Below are 18,041 nucleotides of genomic sequence, written 5' to 3'. Positions count from 1 at the left end.
GAAAGAGCCAAAAACCTGGAGCATTTTCAGAAATCAGCTGGAGCAGCCGATGACTTGTGAGAATGCACCATCAAAAAATATCCGCCCCGTTTTCTGCCCTTCTAGCTCAGCAAGAGCCGGAGAAAGGCGATCCGGGGCGGTAGAAAATCCGAGCGGCGCGAATCAGGCGATCCGCGCCGCTGCGGTCCTATATTACTTCGAGATCGTGCCGACAACCCCGGCGCCGACGGTGCGGCCGCCTTCGCGGATGGCGAAGCGCAGACCCGAGTCCATCGCGATCGGCGCGATGAGCTTCACGCCGAGCTTAACGTTGTCACCGGGCATGACCATCTCGGTGCCCTCGGGCAGGATAACTTCGCCGGTGACGTCCGTGGTGCGGAAGTAGAACTGCGGACGATAGTTCGCGAAGAACGGGGTGTGACGGCCGCCTTCTTCCTTCGACAGCACGTAGACTTCAGCGTCGAACTCGGTGTGCGGTGTAACCGAACCGGGCTTCGCCAGAACCTGGCCGCGCTCAACGTCTTCACGGCCAACGCCACGAACCAGCGCACCGATGTTGTCGCCAGCTTCACCTTGGTCGAGCAGCTTGCGGAACATTTCGACGCCGGTGACGGTGGTCTTGCGGGTATCGCGGATACCGACGATCTCGACTTCTTCGCCAACCTTCACGATGCCGGTTTCAACGCGGCCGGTCACAACCGTACCACGACCCGAAATCGAGAACACGTCTTCGATCGGCATCAGGAAGGGCTTGTCAACCGGACGCTCCGGCTGCGGGATGAAGCTGTCGACGGCAGCCATCAGCTTCAGAACAGCTTCGCGGCCGATTTCGTCGTTCGAACCGTCCAGCGCCTTCACGGCCGAACCGGGGATGACGGGGATGTTGTCGCCGTCGAAGTCGTAGGACGACAGCAGTTCGCGGATTTCCAGCTCGACGAGTTCCAGGATTTCCGGATCGTCGACCAGGTCAACCTTGTTCATGAACACGACCAGCTGGGGAACGCCGACCTGCTTGGCGAGCAGGATGTGCTCACGGGTCTGCGGCATCGGGCCATCGGTGGCCGAAACGACGAGGATCGCGCCGTCCATCTGGGCCGCACCGGTGATCATGTTCTTGACGTAGTCAGCGTGACCCGGGCAGTCGACGTGCGCGTAGTGACGGGCTTCGGTCTCATATTCGACGTGCGCGGTCGAGATGGTGATGCCGCGCTCGCGCTCTTCGGGCGCCTTGTCGATGTTGGCGTAGTCGACGAAGGTCGCGCCGCCGGTTTCGGCGAGAACCTTGGTGATCGCCGCGGTCAGCGAGGTCTTGCCATGGTCAACGTGACCGATGGTGCCGATGTTGCAGTGCGGCTTGTTCCGCTCAAACTTAGCCTTAGCCATTTTTTCCTACCTTCTAATCAAATCAGCTTGGTCAGACCGCTCGGCCGCGCCTCGCGAAGGCGCGTCCATAGCAGCAAATTTACAGATTACCAGCCCCTAACCGAGCCGCCTGCACGGCCCGGCCAAGGAAAATCATCAGGCCATCTTCGCCTTGACTTCGTCCGCCACATTCTGCGGCACTTCGTCATAGTGGGAGAAGATCATCGAGTAGTTCGCACGGCCCTGGGTGAAGGAACGCAGCGAGTTTACATAGCCGAACATGTTGGCCAGCGGCACCATGGCCTCGACCACCTGCGCGTTGCCGCGCGTATCGGTGCCTTGGATCTGGCCACGACGGCTGTTCATGTCGCCGATGACGTCGCCCAGATATTCTTCCGGGGTGACAACTTCGACCTTCATGACCGGCTCGAGCAGGGTGATGCCCGACTTTTGCGCCGCTTCGCGCATTGCTGCGCGACCGGTGATTTCGAACGCCAGCGCAGACGAGTCGACGTCGTGGTAGGCGCCGTCATAGAGCAGGATTTCGAAGTCGATGATCGGGAAGCCGATGAGCGAGCCAGTGGCCGCCGTCTCGCGCATGCCCTTTTCGATCGCGGGGATATATTCCTTGGGAATGTTACCGCCCTTGATCTCATCCTTGAAGATGATGCCCGCACCGCGCTCACCCGGCGTCAGCTTCACCTTGATGCGGCCGAACTGGCCAGTGCCGCCCGACTGCTTCTTGTGGGTGTAGTCAATATCGACGGGCTTCTTCAGATACTCGCGATAGGCCACCTGCGGCGCGCCGACATTCGCCTCGACCTTGAACTCGCGCTTCATGCGGTCGACCAGGATTTCGAGGTGAAGTTCACCCATGCCCTTGATGATCGTCTGACCCGATTCGTGATCGGTCGTGACGCGGAAGGACGGATCTTCGGCAGCCAGACGGTTGAGGGCGACGCCCATCTTTTCCTGGTCGGCCTTGGTCTTGGGTTCCACCGACAGTTCGATAACCGGCTCAGGGAATTCCATCCGCTCTAGGATGATCGGCTGGCGCTCGGCGCACAGCGTATCACCGGTGGTGGTTTCCTTCATGCCGGCCAGCGCGACGATGTCACCTGCATAGGCCGCCTCGATGTCTTCACGGCTGTTGGCATGCATCAGCAGCATGCGGCCGATCTTTTCCTTCTTGTCCTTGACCGAGTTCAGATAGGTGCCCTTGGTCAGGGTGCCGGAATAAATGCGCAGGAAGGTGAGCGAGCCCACGAACGGGTCGTTCATGATCTTAAACGCCAGACCCGAGAAGGGCGCGTCGTCCGAGGTCGGGCGGCTGTCGGGCTCTTCGGTATTCGGGTTGATGCCCTGCACATCTTCAATGTCGAGCGGCGAAGGCAGATAATCGACGACCGCGTCGAGCAGCGGCTGGACGCCCTTGTTCTTGAACGCCGAGCCACACAGTACCGGCACGAACGACTGATTGAGCGTACCCTTGCGGATCAGCTTCTTGAGCGTGGCGGCGTCGGGGATGTTGCCTTCGAGATAGGCTTCCATCGCCTCATCGTCCTGCTCGACGGCGAGTTCGATCAGCTTTTCACGATATTCGGCGGCCTTGTCGGCCAGATCGTCCGGGATCGCTTCATAGGTGAACTCTGCACCCAGATTCTCGTCCTTCCAGATGATCGCGCGATCATTGACGAGGTCGACCAGGCCTTTGAAATCCGATTCCGCGCCGATGGGCAGATAGAGGACAGCGGGAGTCGCGCCCAGGCGATCGATGATCGTCTGCACGCAATAATAGAAGTTGGCACCGGTGCGGTCGAGCTTGTTGATGAAGCACATCCGCGGAACCTTGTACTTGTCCGCCTGGCGCCACACGGTTTCCGACTGGGGCTCAACGCCCGCAACGCCGTCGAACGCAGCGACCGCGCCGTCAAGCACGCGCAGCGAACGCTCGACTTCGATGGTGAAGTCGACGTGGCCAGGGGTGTCGATGATGTTCAGGCGATGCTCGGGGCCTTTGCCCTCTTCGGCCTTCCACACGCAGGTCGTCGCAGCCGACGTGATGGTGATACCACGCTCCTGCTCCTGCTCCATCCAGTCCATGGTGGCGGCACCGTCATGGACTTCGCCGATCTTGTAGGACTTGCCGGTGTAGTAAAGAATACGCTCGGTCGTGGTGGTCTTGCCGGCGTCGATATGCGCCATGATACCGAAATTGCGATAGCGTTCGAGCGGATGGCTGCGGGCCATGATGCTTCTCCGTTGCCGGCGCGCCGGCGGTCAAGTGAATGAGTCTTGCGGCTGGCCCCTAAACCAATCCGTCCGCCATGGGTAGCCCCACGGCGAACGGACCGATATTCAAAACCAGAAATGAAAAGCGGGCACGTCAGCGCCCGCCCCTCTTTACCAGCGGTAGTGCGAGAAGGCGCGGTTCGCTTCCGCCATGCGGTGCGTGTCTTCGCGCTTCTTGACGGCATTGCCGCGGTTGTTGGCAGCGTCCAGCAGTTCACCCGAGAGACGAGCGGCCATGGTGGTTTCGCTGCGGTTGCGCGAAGCCGTGATCAGCCAGCGGATCGCCAGCGCCTGGGCGCGCTCGGGGCGCACTTCGACGGGGACCTGGTAGGTCGCACCGCCAACGCGGCGGCTGCGGACTTCGATGCCGGGCTTCACATTGTTGAGCGCATCATGGAACATGCCGATCGGGTCCTTCTTGGACTTCGCTTCGACAGTTTCGAGCGCACCGTAAACGATGGACTCGGCGACGGCCTTCTTGCCGTCCTGCATGATGCTGTTCATGAACTTCGACAGCACGATATCGCCAAACTTGGGATCGGGCAGGATAACGCGCTTTTCGGGGCGACGACGACGTGACATGCTTTAGTCTCCCTTACTTCGGACGCTTGGCGCCGTACTTCGAACGGCTCTGCTTACGGTCCTTGACGCCCTGGGTATCCAGAACGCCGCGCAGCACGTGATAGCGCACACCGGGAAGGTCGCGTACGCGGCCGCCGCGGATCAGCACAACGCTGTGCTCCTGAAGGTTGTGCCCTTCACCCGGGATGTAGGTGATGACTTCGCGCTGGTTGACCAGACGCACCTTCGCCACCTTGCGGAGAGCCGAGTTCGGCTTCTTCGGGGTCGTCGTGTAAACACGGGTGCAAACGCCCCGCTTCTGCGGGTTCGCTTCCATTGCAGGGACCTTCGACTTGGTCTTCTGCAGCTCGCGGCCCTTGCGGACCAGCTGGTTAATTGTTGGCATGAAGCCCTTCACCTTTTCAGTTACTTTACCGCAAGCATTCCCGCGTTCTTCGCAGCCTGAAAAGGACAAGCCTCCAAACAGCAAAAGCCCCGACGGATGAACCGTCTGGAGCCGCAAGAGCACCGGCAATGTTCAGCTCTGTTTTGCCTCACATAGCATCCACCAGCGAAAACGAATCTTCACCGGCCGAGAAACGCTGGGCAGGCGCGCCTATAACGGCGCAGCGTTTCCCGGTCAAGAACAGCGCGACACGGGCTTGTTCCGGAAACGTTCCGGCATGGTGAACGGCCTCTTAGGGAATTGATAACCGGGTCAACCTATTGTTTTTCCGGTGGCGCCACTGGGAGCGCCGACATGGACTGGCCGTGACCCATCTTTCTCTCTTTACCGGTGAGTTTCTCAGCCGGGCGCAGGAAACGGCGTTTCAAGCAGAGCGTCTCCCTGAGTCGCGCCGCCACGCCCGCACACTCTTTATCTTTTCGGTCGTCCTCAACGCACTGTTCCTGCTGAGCGACTGGCGCTTTGCGGGCACTTCGCATTTCTGGATCGCGGTGCCAGCACGTGTCGCCGTTGTGCTGTGGTCCCTCATCTGCCTGTATCTCAGCCGCGAGCTGGATTCGTTCCAGAAGGTCGAGCGGCTTTGCTGCGCTTGGCAAGTCGTAACCGCGGTCGGCGTGGCTTTCCTTGTTACCTCCCGCAGTGACATCGCGCTGTTTGTGCTGCTCATGCTGCCGCTCATATTCTACCTCGTGGTGCCTACGAGTTTCAGGGGCAATTTCGGCGGCGGTCTGGGATGCGGCGTTGCGCTCCTCATAGGCTATCTGGCGCCTGCCCCCGTTTCAGCAACGATGCCCGGCATGATTCTGGCCGTGCTGATCCTGCATTGCGGCATGTGGATCACCATCGTGCGGACCAACCGGCTGCAGCGTTTGGCATGGATGGCAAGCCAAGCCGCCAACACGGCCAGAGCCGCGCTGGCCCGCAACGGCGAAACATTGGAGCGCATGTTCATGAGCGTCCCCATCCCCCTGCTGGTGACGCGGCAGGACGGGACCGTTGTGCGCTTCAACAATGCCGCAGCACGCACCTTTGGCTCTGAGGATATTTCCCGCGTTCACCTGCTGGGCGAAGGATCTTCGGCGCAGGCCAACCTTCGCGAGCGGATTGCCAGCGGTGAACCTCTCGACAATCAGGAATGCCGCATTGCCGGTAAGGATGGGGTGATCCACGACGTGCTGCTCGCCACCCGCTCCATCCGGGTGGATGACGAGGATTGCGTCCTTTCCAGCATCGTCGACATCACTGATCGCAAGGATGCCGAGCGACACCTTGCGCATCTTGCCATGACTGACGCGCTCACCGGGTTGGCCAACCGCTCCCATTTCATGGCGACGCTGACGCAGGCTGCGGGTTCGACGGGCCATGCTGGCGGCCAGATGGCAGTCGTGTTGATCGACGTCGACGAGTTCAAGCGGATCAACGACAGCGCCGGGCATGATGTCGGCGACGCCCTCCTCAGCGCCGTGGCGGAACGGCTGCGGAAAGCGGTGCGGCCCGGTGACCTCGTCGCACGCATGGGCGGCGACGAATTTGCTGTCCTGTTGACGCGCCTGCGCAATGCGTCCGATCTGGAGGTGGTGCTGGCACGGATGACAGCCCAACTTCATCAACCACTTGCTTACGGCAACCGCGATGTCGATTGCCGTGTCAGCATGGGCGTCGCCCTGTTCCCTGAACATGCCGGCGACATTGCGGAATTGATGAAGTTTGCCGACATCGCTCTTTACGAGGCGAAGAACGGCGGACGAGGACGCGCATGCCTTTTCGAACCTGGCCTGCTCGACCGCTGGCAGCGGGAAGCGCGAATGCTGGATCGCGCCCGAGACGCTTTGGTCCATGCGCCGCCTGTCCCGTGGTATCAGCCCAAGATCGATCTATCGACCGGCGCCGTCATCGGTTTCGAGGCACTGCTGAGATGCGTGCGGCCCGATGGCTCGGTGATCATGCCCGCCGAAATCGCGGCGGCGTTCGAACATTCGGAACTCGGCCGCACGATCAATGACCGGATGCTGGACAGGGTTCTATTGGACTGTCGGCAATGGCAGGATCAGGGGATGGCCATCGGGCATGTCGCGATCAATGTGCCGGGCGTCGAACTTCACGACAGCAGTTTCCCTGATCGATTGCTATCCAAGCTCAAGCAGATGGGCGTGCCGGCTTCTGGCATCGAGCTGGAAGTGACCGAATCGGTCTTTCTTGGCCGTAACGCCGAGGTCGTGGAGCGGAGCCTTCACCAATTGAGTGCTGCAGGCATTTCCATCGCGCTGGACGATTTCGGAACCGGCTATGCGTCGCTTTCGCACCTCAAGCAGTTTCCCATCGACATCATAAAGATCGACCAGCGGTTCGTCCGCGACCTCGAAACGGACCCGGACGACGCCGCGATCGTCAGAACCTTGCTGAACCTAGCCTATAGCCTGGGCATTCGCACCGTTGCGGAAGGCGTCGAGAATATCCGCCAGGTCGACTATCTCCGCGCCGGAGGCTGCCATTATGCGCAGGGTTTTCATTTCGGCGCGGCAGTGCCGGCTGATGCTGTTCCCGCGCTGCTTAACCTCTTCCCCGAGATGCAGCCGAAAAAGGCATAATTATTTCTCCTGAGGAGGAACCAGGGGCAACTCAGGCACGTTTCGCCCCGCGCAGATTTCGATTCGTCACGACTCAGCCGTGGCGGATTCGCTTGCCCATGCTCCTTTTGCTAGCGGCCCGATTCTCCAAGGATCGAGTGTGGGGTCGTCATTGTTACAGCCGAGTAAGTTGCGCCTGTCGGGCTTGATGGGCAGGATCACGGAGTTCTGCCCAGAGCGCGAAATTGTCGTCGGAACGGGCGGGAAGCTGCGGTCCATACGCGTCACCAGTGCTGCCCAATTCGGAATTGCAGCCATCCTGCTTTCGCTGCTGCTGGGTGCAATGGCTCTGATCCTGTCGGTGGCGACGACCCGCGCCGATATCGCGCGCGAACGCGCCGCGATCACTGCACAAAGCAGGGCCGTTGCTGCCGCTGCCAGCAAAAGCGAGCGCTATCGCAAGTCGGTGGAACAACGCACACGCGAGTTGGAGGCACGGCAGGACTTCATGGACGACCTCTATCGTGCCCACTTTGGCGAAGACGAGGCGGGAGTTGACGGCGCGCGGGCTGAAGCATCGAAACAGGCACTGGGCGCACGTGCGGAAAAGCTGCGCCTCGGTGCGGTTGCGGATGCCAAACCCCTGCAAGCCATCGATGCGCGGCAGCGCCGCTTCGCAGCGCTTCTGACGCATGCAGTCAGGCGCCGGGCGGACCAAACGGCGCACGCCATCCGAAGCCTCGGCCTCAATCCGGAAGCATTGGTGCGCACCGCCGCCCGCGCGCAGGGCGGCCCCTTCGTACCATGGCCTGAAGCACAAGCTTCGATGCCGCAGGAAATGGAACGTCTTGCCGACGCTCTGGCGCGGATGGAGCTTTTGGAAGCCGGCTTGAAGACCATTCCGTCGGGCCGTCCAACGATGGCGCCGATGCAGTCAAGCTCCTATGGCTACCGCCGCGACCCCTTCAACGGCCACGCGGCTTTCCATGCCGGCATAGACTTCCCCGGCAGGCATGGAGAGCCGATACTCGCCGCCGCAGCGGGCAAGGTCACCTTCGTCGGGCAGCGCAGCGGCTATGGCAATGTGGTCGAGGTTGCGCACAACAACGGCATCATGACACGTTACGCTCATTTGTCGGGCTTCAGCACCAGCGTGGGCAGGAAGGTGACGCAAGGCCAGCAAATCGCACGCATGGGATCAACTGGCCGCTCGACCGGTGACCATCTTCACTTTGAGGTCCGCATAAACGGGCAGCCCGTCAATCCACGCCCATTCCTTCAGGCGTCCCAAAACGTGCGGCAGGTCCAGCAACTAGCAGCCACCCGAGCCGCCGGAGTCCGTAACCGCGGCTAACCTCTGCCTGGCACGCGCAAGGATCAGTTGATTGGAGCGCGTCGACGGTAGCTGAGCGCTTCGGCCACATGGACTCGGCCAACCTGCTCCGATCCCGCGAGATCCGCTATGGTTCGCGCGACGCGTAGCACGCGGGTATAGCCCCGCGCAGAAAGCTTCATCGCGGCTGCCGCTTGTGCCAGCAATTCCCGTCCGGCGGCATCGGGTCCGGCAATATCCTCCAGCTTCTCTCCGTCCACTTCCGCATTGGTGCGGACACGCGTTCCGGCATAACGCTGGGTCTGTATCTCACGCGCCGCCGACACCCGGGCGGCGATCTCTGCCGACCCCTCCATGGGTGGAGGCAAGACAAGGTCCGCCGCCGTGACCGCCTGCACCTCCACATGCAAGTCGATGCGGTCGAGCAGCGGGCCCGAGACCTTGGCCTGATAGTCCGCAGCGCAACGTGGTGCGCGGGAGCAGGCAAGGGCGGGATCGCCCAGATGGCCGCAACGGCAGGGGTTCATCGCCGCAACGAGCTGTACCCGTGCAGGGAATGTCACATGCGCATTCGCACGCGCCACTGTGACCTCTCCCGTCTCAAGCGGCTGACGCAAGGAATCAAGGACGGTGCGCTGGAACTCCGGCAATTCATCGAGAAAAAGGACGCCCAGATGGGCCATGCTGACCTCACCGGGCCGGGCCTTGTGCCCGCCGCCGACCAGCGCCGCCATCGAAGCGCTGTGATGCGGGCTACGAAAAGGCCGCGCCCGGCTGATGCGCCCGCCTTCAAGGGATCCAGCCACGCTAGCCACCATGGATGTTTCCAATGCCTCGGCCGGTGTCAGTTCGGGAAGAATGCCGGGCAGACAACTCGCCATCAGCGACTTGCCCGCACCCGGCGGTCCGACCATCAGGAGATTATGTCCGCCAGCTGCCGCAATCTCCAACGCACGCTTGGCCGTTTCCTGCCCCTTGACCTGACGCAGGTCAGCGGCGCGCGGAGGGACTTCCACTGTTCCAGGCTGCGGAGGGGACAGCGCGGCGCTTCCTTTCAGATGGTTGAGCAAGCTCAGCAGATCAGGCGCTGCGACAACTTCCACCTGCCCTGCCCAAGCGGCTTCCGGTCCTTGAGCGACGGGACAAATGAGGCCAAGTTCCTTTTCGCCCGCATGCAGTGCTGCAAGCAGCACGCCGGGCGTCGAAGCGATGCGGCCGTCCAGCCCCAGCTCACCGACGACGACATAGCCCGCCAGCGTCTCGGCATCGATCACCCCCATGGCGCCCAGCAAGGCCAGTGCGATCGGCAGATCGAAATGCGAACCTTCCTTGGGAAGGTCGGCGGGTGATAGGTTCACGGTGATCCGTTTGGGCGGCAGGGAGAGGCCGATCGCCGCAATGGCGTTGCGCACCCGCTCGCGGCTTTCCGCCACGGCCTTGTCCGGCAAGCCAACCAGGATGAAGTTCGGGAGGCCCGGAACAAGCTGGCATTGCACTTCCACGCTGCGCGCATCCAGCCCGAGATAGGCGACCGTCGATACCGTCGAAACCAATGTGCCCCCGCTATCCTGAAAATGCCGCTCTAGAGCATCGTGCGCAAAAGTGGGAACCGGTTTTCAGCTTAAAACGATGCGATAACAAAAACTAACGCGCGCGACCTGCGTCCGATTGAACGCAGCGCACTCTAGAGCAGCGTCAGCCCTGCTCGCCGGGCCGCCCCTTGAACCCTTGCGCGACGACATACCATTCCACGCTGCCCTTGCGGCTGGCGGGCGGCTTGGCATGCTTGATCGTCGTAAAATGCTGCTTCAACACCGCCAGCAGATCGGCATCCGTGCCGCCCGCGAACACCTTCGCGACGAAGGTGCCGCCTTTGCGGAGATTTTCCACGGCAAACCATGCCGCTGCTTCGACCAGGGCCATGGTGCGCAAATGATCTGTCTGCGCATGACCCACGGTATTCGCGGCCATGTCTGAAATCACAAGATCGGGTGCATCGCCTAGCGCTTCGGCGAGAACAACAGGCGCCTTGTCATCCATGAAGTCCATTTCGAACAGGGTGACGCCAGGGATCGGGTCCGTCGGCAACAGGTCGATGCCCACAACCTTGGCCTTGGGCGACAGCTTGCGCACCACCTGTGCCCACCCCCCCGGCGCTACCCCCAGATCGACTACCGCGCGAGAGCCCTTCACGAAGTGGAACTTCTCATCAAGTTCGATCAGCTTGAAGGCTGCCCGGCTTCTCCAGCCTTCCGCCTTGGCCTTGCGGACATAGGGATCGTTCAACTGCCGCTCGAGCCAGCGCGTCGATTGCGCCGTCCGTCCCTTGGCCGATTTGACCCGAACCTTGCCGGCTCCGCCGCCTCTCACATCATTGCTCCATCGCGATCCATCAGGCCGCGCAATATACCTTCGCGAATACCGCGATCAGCGACGCCCAACCTCTCGGCGGGCCATATATCAAGAATCGATTCAAGGATCGCGCATCCCGCCACCACAAGGTCGGCGCGTTCCGATCCGATGCAAGGCAGCTTCTGCCGTTCGGCGAGCGACATGGTGGACAATCTGCTGGAGATCGATCGCATCGATGTCGACGGTACGATCAGCCCGTCGATCGCCTGCCGGTCATAGCGCGGCAGATTGAGATGGACGCTCGCCAGCGTCGTCACCGTTCCCGACGTGCCGAGCAGGCGCATCGAACAATCGGCTTGGGGCAAGCGGCGAGCGAGAGGCGCAAAGGCTTCCGCCACGCGCGACCGCATTCGCGCATATGCGGCCAGGCGTTCGCTCTGGTCCGCATGATCGAACAGCTCGCTTTCGGTTAGGGAGACCACGCCCCAAGGCGCGCTGACCCAATCGACGATGTGCGGCGCACCTTCCCTATTTGCGTCGACCAGAACCAACTCGGTCGACCCGCCGCCTATATCGAAGATCAAGGCAGGGCCATCGCCGGGCTCAAGCAGTGCGTGACAGCCCATGACTGCCAGCCGCGCCTCTTCCTGCGCACTGATGATGTCGAGAGCGATCCCCGTCTCCCGATAGACGCGCTGGATGAACTCCGCGCCGTTGGCTGCGCGGCGACATGCTTCGGTCGCGACGGATCGCGCCAGCGTCACATGCCTGCGCCGCAACTTGTCAGCACAAACCGAGAGCGCCGCGATTGCGCGTTCGATGGCAGCATCGCTGATCCGGCCCGTAGCGGCCAGCCCCTCACCCAGCCTGACGATCCGCGAAAAGGCATCGACAACGATGAAGCCATCTGCGGAGGGCTTGGCGATCAGCAGGCGGCAATTGTTGGTGCCGAGATCGATCGCTGCATAGGAACGCCGCCCTCGCGATGGATGAGGCAATGAGCCCCGCTGCTTTGACGGGGGAGGTATGGCCGCAGCCTTGCTCCCATTACCCTGGCCGGAACGAGCGTTCTTGCCCGAAGCGCCCCCGGCGGGACCGGAACTCTGCGGCGATGGGCGGCTTTGCTGCACCATGGCCGGATCACTTTTCTTCTTCGCCGCCACCGACAGGTGACGGAACTTGACGTCAGACTATGCGGATGCCACGCAAAGCGCAAGACGGGGCCAGAAATCCAATGGCATAGAGGTGCGGACGAGTGCCGCCCGTCAAAGTGGCAGGAGAGCCGCCACTATCCAGCGCTCCTCGGCGCGCAACACGCCCCAAGCGCGAGCCGCCGCGCGGCTGTCCATCGCTTCGACGCCAATGCCCATATTTTCCAGTTCGCGCACGAAGGCGCGCGGTGGCTGGCGCAAGCCCGCCCCAGTCCCGAGCAACAGGAATTCCGGCAGCGGATCGATCGTCAGCAGATCGCCCAAGGCAGCAAGCGTCAGTTGTTCAGGCGCAGGAGCATCGCTCCATCGCAAGGCCCGGGCCGGGGTGAGCAGCAGCCCGTCCGGAAAGACATCGTCCTTGACGCGAAAGCCCTTGCCGGAAAAACCGGTAACGATCGGCCCCTGCCCCGTGTCATCGCGGCGCAGTTCGATGCCAGTGCGCTTGTCGGTCAGGGCCGCGCCCCGTCGTCGCGCGGGCCCATGCGTTCGGCTTGCGCTGCGATATTCGTCTTGCCCGCCTTCTTCTCTCCCACCTGCGGCGACAGGCCCAGCGTGATCAGAAGCGAGGAGGACACATAGACCGAAGAATAGGTGCCGACCACGATGCCCAGCATCATGGCAGCGGTGAAACCACGCAGCACATGACCACCGAAGAGCAGCAGGGCGCCCAATGCCAACATGATCGTGACCGATGTCATCACCGTGCGAGGCAGCGTTTCATTGACCGACAGGTCGATCAACGCCTTCATGTCCATCTTGCGATATTTCCGCATATTCTCGCGAATGCGGTCGTCGATCACCATCTTGTCGTTGATCGAATAGCCGACGATCGTGAGGACCGCCGCAACGATGTTGAGGTCGAATTCCAATTGGGTGATCGCGAAGAAGCCGAGCGTCATCAGCACGTCGTGCATGATCGCGACAAAGGTGGAGACGCCGAACTGCCATTCATAGCGGAACCAGGAGAAGATCGCGATCCCGATCACCGCGAGCATGACGGCCAGCACGCCATTCTGGATCAACTCGCCCGAAACCTTGCCCGACACGGTGTCGTAACGGGAGAAGGCGACGCCGGGGAACTCCGCACTGAGCGCCTTGCGCGCCTTCTCGACAATCGCGTTGGCCGCACCCGCGCCACCTTCTTCTGGAAGGGGAAGGCGGATCTGCACCGTCTTGGGATCACCGAATTGCTGGAGCGATCCGTCACCCACGCCGAGCCTGTCGATCGTCGTGCGAACCCGGTCGAGTTCGGCAGGCTGCTGGAACTTGGCCTCGATCATCAGGCCGCCGACGAAATCGACGCCAAGGTTGAGGCCGCGATGGATCGTCGCGCCTACCGCGAGAAGGGTAAGCAAAGCCGTCAGGGCGAAAGCCCAATGGCGCAGCTTCACAAAGCCGATATTCGTGTTGTCGGGGACGAGCTTTAGAAGTTTCATGGGTTTTCTCCCGGCCCCTTAAATATGGATCTCGGTCGGACGCTTGGCGCGAAGCCAGCGGGACGCGAGCAGGCGGGTGAAGGTCACGGCGGTGAACACACTGGTCGCGATGCCGATCAGCAGAACGATGGCGAAGCCTTTGACCGGCCCTGACCCAAGCGCGAGCATGATGCCTCCTGCGATCGCATGGGTGACATTTGCTTCGAAGATGGTGCGGCTGGCTTCCTTATAGCCGAACTCGATCGCCTGAACGACGCCGCGCCCCCGCCGCCTCTCTTCCCGGATGCGTTCGTAGATAAGGACGTTGGCGTCCACGGCAGTACCGATGGTGAGCACGAAGCCCGCGATCCCCGGCAGGGTCAATGTCGCTCCCAGCATGCCCATGACGCCAAGGATCACGAGCACGTTGATGGCGACGGCGAGGTTCGCATACATGCCGAAACGACCGTAGCTGACGAACATGAACGCAGCGACCGCGGCCACGGCGATAACCGATGCCAGCAAACCCGCCCGGATCGAATCGGCACCCAATTGCGGGCCCACCGTGCGCTCTTCCACCACGGTCAGAGCGACAGGCAGCTTGCCCGATCGCAGGGCGATGGCCAACTGGTTCGCACTTTCGACGGTGAAACTGCCGCTGATCTGGGCAGAGCCGCCGAGGATGGGCTCGTTGATATTCGGCGCAGACAATACAGTGCCGTCAAGGATGATCGCGAAAGGACGGTTGACGTTTTGCGACGTCACCTGACCGAACTTGCGCCCGCCTGACCCGTTGAAGCGGATATTGACGATTGCCTGGTTGCTCTGGTCATATCCTTGCGTGGCGTCGGTCAGGTCCTCGCCGGACACCATGACCTGTCGCTTGACCGCGATGGCCGGAATTCCTGAGGGATTATTGGGATAAGGCAGTACTTCGCTGCCGACAGGTGCGCGGCCCTGCGCAACTTCCGACGGGTTGGCGCTGGTATCGACCAGCTTGAACTCCAGCTTGGCGGTCTGGCCGAGCAGGTCCTTCAACGCCTTGGGGTTCTGAAGCCCAGGCACCTGCACGACAATGCGATTGCCACCCTGCTGCTGAATGGTCGGCTCGCGCGTGCCCATTTCGTCGATGCGCTTGCGGATGACTTCGGTCGCCACTTCCATGGCGCTCTTGACCGCATTGTCGATCCCGGCCTCGGTAGGCGTGATGACGACGGTCGAGCTGTTCACGACCTCGACATTGAAGTCGCGCTGGCCGGTCAGTCCCGCGCCCTGCGTCAACGGTCGGATGCGCTCGACCGCGGCATCAACCTGCGACGGATCGCGCACCATGAAGCTGAGCTTGCCGTCACGGCTGGAAATATCACCGATCGCGATGCGCGGCGTGCCGCGGCGAAGCTCGGTACGGACCTGCTCTTCCATGTTGGCGAGGCGCTGCTTGGCAACGTCCTGTGTCGATGCTTCGAGCAGAAGATGGCTGCCGCCGGAGAGGTCAAGGCCCAGGTTGACCCGAGTCTGCATGAAGCCGGGCAGCCGCTGCACCGCCGCATCCGGCAGGAAGCTGGGGATAGCGCAGACGATACCGATAACCAGGGGCAGCAGGATTGCCGCGACAGCCCAGCGCGAAAAGTTCAGCATCGGGCGGTCAGTCGTTCGCAGGCTTGGCGGTGGCGGGGTCGACGACATCGGTCAGCGTCGACTTGACCGCCTTCACCTTCATGCCCGGCGCGAGCTCGACATCGACATAAAATTCATCGACGCGGGCCACCTTGCCCACCAGGCCGCCCCCGGTGACGACCTGATCCCCCTTCTTCACCGCGTCGATCTTCGCTTTATGCTCCTTCATCCGCTTCTGCTGGGGGCGGATCAGGAGGAAGTAGAAGACGACGAAGATGAGGACGAGCGGCGCCATCTGCACCAGCATGGATGCGCCGGAAGACTGCTCGCCCGCGGTCTGGGCAAAGGCTGGGGTAATGAACATGATGGGACTATCGCCTTATTCTCTTGTCCGGCCGCAGACAGGCAAATGCCTGCGGATCAAGGGCGCGCGGCTAACACAGATCGGGACAGGGAGGCAATATCATTAGGGAAGGAAGAAAGGCGCGAAAAGGCTTGCCGAGAGGCTTGCATGTTCTGAAAACTGCTTCTATGTGCCGCCGCTCCGGTCGGGACGTAGCGCAGCCTGGTAGCGCATCACACTGGGGGTGTGGGGGTCGGAGGTTCGAATCCTCTCGTCCCGACCAAAATTCATGAATGAAGTAGCGAGAAAAGCCGATTTTCGAAATCGGCTCCATGCTTCGTGCCCTTTCCTATTTTTCCTATTTTTAGCGTGGCGAGCGATTTGCGCTGTCCTACAGCTAACCAGATGGGATAAATGCCCTGCCTCATTCGATGAAGGAGGCGGGTTGATGGATATTGCGGCATTGATCGAAGAGGTGATCGCGCGCGAGGGCGGCTTCAGTCACCATCCGGCAGATCGCGGTGGGGCCACCAATTTCGGGATCACGGAAGCTGTCGCGCGCGCCAACGGCTATGCGGGCGACATGCGGCGGCTGCCCCGCGCGCTGGCGGAGAGCATCTACCGGCGGCTCTACTGGGAGAGGCCAGGCTATGCCTTCGTCGCGGAGATGGTGCCGGAGATTGCCGCCGAACTGTTCGACAGCGCGGTCAACATGGGCGCGGCAACCGCGACCGGCTTCCTGCAGCGGGCGCTCAACGCGCTCAATCGGAACCAGAAGGATTATCCGGACCTCAAGGTCGACCGCGTCATCGGCGCAAAGACCTTGGCGGCGTTGAAGGCCTTCATGGCCTTGCGCGGCAAGGCTGGGGAGAAGGTGCTGCTGAAGGCGATCGAGGCGTTGCAGGGGGAGCGCTATCTGGCGCTGGCGGAGAGCAGGCCTGCCAACGAAGCCTTTCTCTATGGCTGGCTGGCGAACCGCGTTGGTTAGGCGCCATGTGCAGGGGCGGGCCGATCGCTGGACGTTGCGGGCGCGGCCTGCCTTTCTCTACGTCATGTATGGCCTGCTGCTCTGGTCGGTGCCGGTGGGCTTGATCGGCGGGGTCTGGCCGGACGGCGCGGCGGCCATCGTCCGAGCGATGCGGGGCTATTTCGAGGCACTGCCCGAGCCGCTCTATGCGTTGTTCGGTACGGGCTATCTTGGATATACCGCGGCGCGGACATGGGGGAAGGTTAAGGGGGTGGAGCGGTAGTTGGGAGCGTCTTGAGCGTTGCCCCCCTCTCCCGCCAACGCTTCGCTCGTTTGCAACTAAATTCCATAAATGAGAGGGGCCGCTGGGCAGATCGACCCAGCGGCCCATCATTGACATGGTCACAGTGGCCGGAAGTGCGGCCCAAGGGAAACGTTGATCGCGCTATCTTGGCGGACAAGGAACGCCCGTTCGCGACATGTCGCGGCGGAGGCTGTTTCGATGTCTGCAAAAACCGACGTTATGACGTCGCTCAGCGGCGCGTTTCCCGAATGGACTTGACCGACCTCACTGCTGAACCATGAGACATCGGATCACCTCCTTTCGCTTGTTTAAGCCCGTGCGACCCGGCTCAAAATCGACCTTTCACCTGGCCACGAAACGGACTGTGAATCAGACGGGACGCACGATCAAGACTTGTAAATTTCTTTTTTCGAATCATACTTGCGCGTCCGCCTGAAAAGCCGATCTGGTGCTTTGGCGATGATTTCCCCACAAGATGATGCGGTGAGAGACTGATCCGCTCTTTAGCGGCGGCAGTCTTCGATGACGCGGCCGACCTCTGCCCAGGCGGGGAGGATCAAGGTGTCGAGCCCCTGCGCCTCCACGGCAAAGCGGCCACGGCTGTATGCGATCTGATCAAGCACCGTGTCGCTCGCGGCGCGGACGGCCAGCGTGCCGGTGCCGCCCGGTGTGGCGGGCCAGCTGGTCGCGCCATAGCTGGTGCGGATCGTGAGGCTCCCCTGCCCTGCTCCGGCGCGCAGGACGCTGATGCGCCCGGCGGCGGGATCGCACCGGACGGACAGCAGCGTGCCCGATGCGGGGCTGGAGAAAGCGGCGACGGAACCTGAGCCCTCGGCGCGGTAGCTCCATGTGCCGGGCGTTGCCGGGCGATATTGCCATTCGACCGGCGCAGGTGTCGGCAGAGGCGCGCTGGCCGAGGGCGGCGGCGACGGGCGCGGGGCTGCTTGCCGTGGAGGCAGCGCGTCAGGGGCGCTGACGCAAGCGGGGAGAAGGAGCAGGGATGCCAGGGCGGCGGAGGCGGGGGTCATGCGCATGGGTCCCTCAATGCCCGAGGGGACGGAACGGGTTCAACCGGGAAAAGCATTTTTCTGTTGGTGGGTTGCGAGATGGGAGGGAAAGAACATCCACCCCTCCCGCGAGCCGAGGGTGGCGAGAGCGGGAGCGGAGCGAGGTTCTTTTCACTGCATTCGTGCTGCTCACTGCATCAGCGTTGCGCTAACCCACCCCCCCTGCCCTTCAAACGAGTCACCC

16 protein-coding genes and 1 tRNA gene are annotated in these 18,041 nt (G+C 62.1%); 5 read left to right on the top strand and 12 right to left on the bottom strand.

The annotated features are described in order from the left end of the window. Positions 1-192 precede the first annotated feature (192 nt). From tuf to rpsL, 4 genes are all read right to left on the bottom strand, one after another. Positions 193-1,383, bottom strand: a complete 1,191-nt coding sequence (gene tuf / locus ACYU8T_RS12450) for an elongation factor Tu (RefSeq protein ID WP_097090702.1) — start codon at positions 1,381-1,383, stop codon at positions 193-195. Positions 1,384-1,518: 135 nt separating this feature from the next. Next, on the bottom strand, positions 1,519-3,612 hold the full coding sequence (fusA, locus tag ACYU8T_RS12445; RefSeq protein ID WP_097090701.1) for an elongation factor G: 2,094 nt from the start codon (positions 3,610-3,612) through the stop codon (positions 1,519-1,521). 153 nt (positions 3,613-3,765) lie between these two features. Continuing rightward, a complete protein-coding gene (gene rpsG, locus ACYU8T_RS12440; RefSeq protein ID WP_013847768.1) occupies positions 3,766-4,236 on the bottom strand; it encodes a 30S ribosomal protein S7 in 471 nt (156 codons plus the stop codon). A gap of 13 nt (positions 4,237-4,249) precedes the next feature. Further along, positions 4,250-4,621: a 30S ribosomal protein S12 gene (gene rpsL, locus ACYU8T_RS12435; RefSeq protein ID WP_007686591.1), complete on the bottom strand. Its 372-nt coding sequence runs from the start codon at positions 4,619-4,621 to the stop codon at positions 4,250-4,252. Between the two features lie 365 nt (positions 4,622-4,986). Between rpsL and ACYU8T_RS12430 the strand changes: the two genes are divergently transcribed. Beyond that, positions 4,987-7,269 carry a putative bifunctional diguanylate cyclase/phosphodiesterase gene (locus ACYU8T_RS12430; RefSeq protein WP_461159618.1) on the top strand — a complete coding sequence of 761 codons (2,283 nt, stop codon included), beginning with the start codon at positions 4,987-4,989 and terminating at the stop codon, positions 7,267-7,269. Between the two features lie 187 nt (positions 7,270-7,456). Continuing rightward, positions 7,457-8,602, top strand: a complete 1,146-nt coding sequence (locus ACYU8T_RS12425; RefSeq protein ID WP_461159617.1) for a M23 family metallopeptidase — start codon at positions 7,457-7,459, stop codon at positions 8,600-8,602. A 23-nt stretch (positions 8,603-8,625) separates the two neighbouring features. Here the strand turns inward: ACYU8T_RS12425 and ACYU8T_RS12420 are convergent, their stop codons facing one another. The 7 genes from ACYU8T_RS12420 to yajC form a co-directional block, all read right to left on the bottom strand. Next, entirely contained in the window at positions 8,626-10,134 is a 1,509-nt protein-coding gene (locus tag ACYU8T_RS12420) for a YifB family Mg chelatase-like AAA ATPase (RefSeq protein ID WP_461159616.1), read from the bottom strand. Between the two features lie 142 nt (positions 10,135-10,276). Next, the gene (locus tag ACYU8T_RS12415; protein ID WP_461159615.1) at positions 10,277-10,951 is read right to left on the bottom strand and encodes an RlmE family RNA methyltransferase; all 675 of its coding nucleotides are present in this window, start codon (positions 10,949-10,951) and stop codon (positions 10,277-10,279) included. Beyond that, positions 10,948-12,066 carry a Ppx/GppA phosphatase family protein gene (locus ACYU8T_RS12410; protein WP_097092639.1) on the bottom strand — a complete coding sequence of 373 codons (1,119 nt, stop codon included), beginning with the start codon at positions 12,064-12,066 and terminating at the stop codon, positions 10,948-10,950. The genes ACYU8T_RS12415 and ACYU8T_RS12410 overlap by 4 nt, the downstream gene beginning before the upstream one ends. Before the next feature lie 132 nt (positions 12,067-12,198). Further along, the gene (locus tag ACYU8T_RS12405; protein WP_461159810.1) at positions 12,199-12,540 is read right to left on the bottom strand and encodes an Mth938-like domain-containing protein; all 342 of its coding nucleotides are present in this window, start codon (positions 12,538-12,540) and stop codon (positions 12,199-12,201) included. Positions 12,541-12,593: 53 nt separating this feature from the next. After that, on the bottom strand, positions 12,594-13,580 hold the full coding sequence (gene secF, locus ACYU8T_RS12400; RefSeq protein WP_247232550.1) for a protein translocase subunit SecF: 987 nt from the start codon (positions 13,578-13,580) through the stop codon (positions 12,594-12,596). A gap of 18 nt (positions 13,581-13,598) precedes the next feature. Beyond that, entirely contained in the window at positions 13,599-15,197 is a 1,599-nt protein-coding gene (gene secD, locus ACYU8T_RS12395) for a protein translocase subunit SecD (RefSeq protein ID WP_201515266.1), read from the bottom strand. 7 nt (positions 15,198-15,204) lie between these two features. Beyond that, positions 15,205-15,540 carry a preprotein translocase subunit YajC gene (gene yajC / locus ACYU8T_RS12390; protein WP_201515267.1) on the bottom strand — a complete coding sequence of 112 codons (336 nt, stop codon included), beginning with the start codon at positions 15,538-15,540 and terminating at the stop codon, positions 15,205-15,207. Positions 15,541-15,725: 185 nt separating this feature from the next. On the opposite strand from yajC, the gene ACYU8T_RS12385 reads away from it, so the two are divergent. From ACYU8T_RS12385 to ACYU8T_RS12375, 3 genes are all read left to right on the top strand, one after another. Then, a tRNA-Pro gene (locus ACYU8T_RS12385) sits at positions 15,726-15,802 on the top strand. Between the two features lie 165 nt (positions 15,803-15,967). After that, positions 15,968-16,507, top strand: coding sequence for a glycoside hydrolase family 108 protein (locus tag ACYU8T_RS12380; RefSeq protein WP_461159614.1), 540 nt, complete (start codon positions 15,968-15,970; stop codon positions 16,505-16,507). Continuing rightward, positions 16,500-16,769, top strand: a complete 270-nt coding sequence (locus tag ACYU8T_RS12375) for a 3TM-type holin (RefSeq protein ID WP_461159613.1) — start codon at positions 16,500-16,502, stop codon at positions 16,767-16,769. Before ACYU8T_RS12380 ends, ACYU8T_RS12375 begins: the two co-directional genes overlap by 8 nt. A gap of 524 nt (positions 16,770-17,293) precedes the next feature. Here ACYU8T_RS12375 and ACYU8T_RS12370 read toward each other — a convergent pair. After that, entirely contained in the window at positions 17,294-17,818 is a 525-nt protein-coding gene (locus ACYU8T_RS12370) for a hypothetical protein (RefSeq protein ID WP_461159612.1), read from the bottom strand. Positions 17,819-18,041 lie beyond the last annotated feature (223 nt).

This window comes from Sphingobium sp. TomMM35A (genome assembly GCF_054771735.1).
The sequence above is the reverse complement of the archived record's forward strand: the minus strand, read 5'-3'. Positions and strand labels throughout refer to the sequence as shown.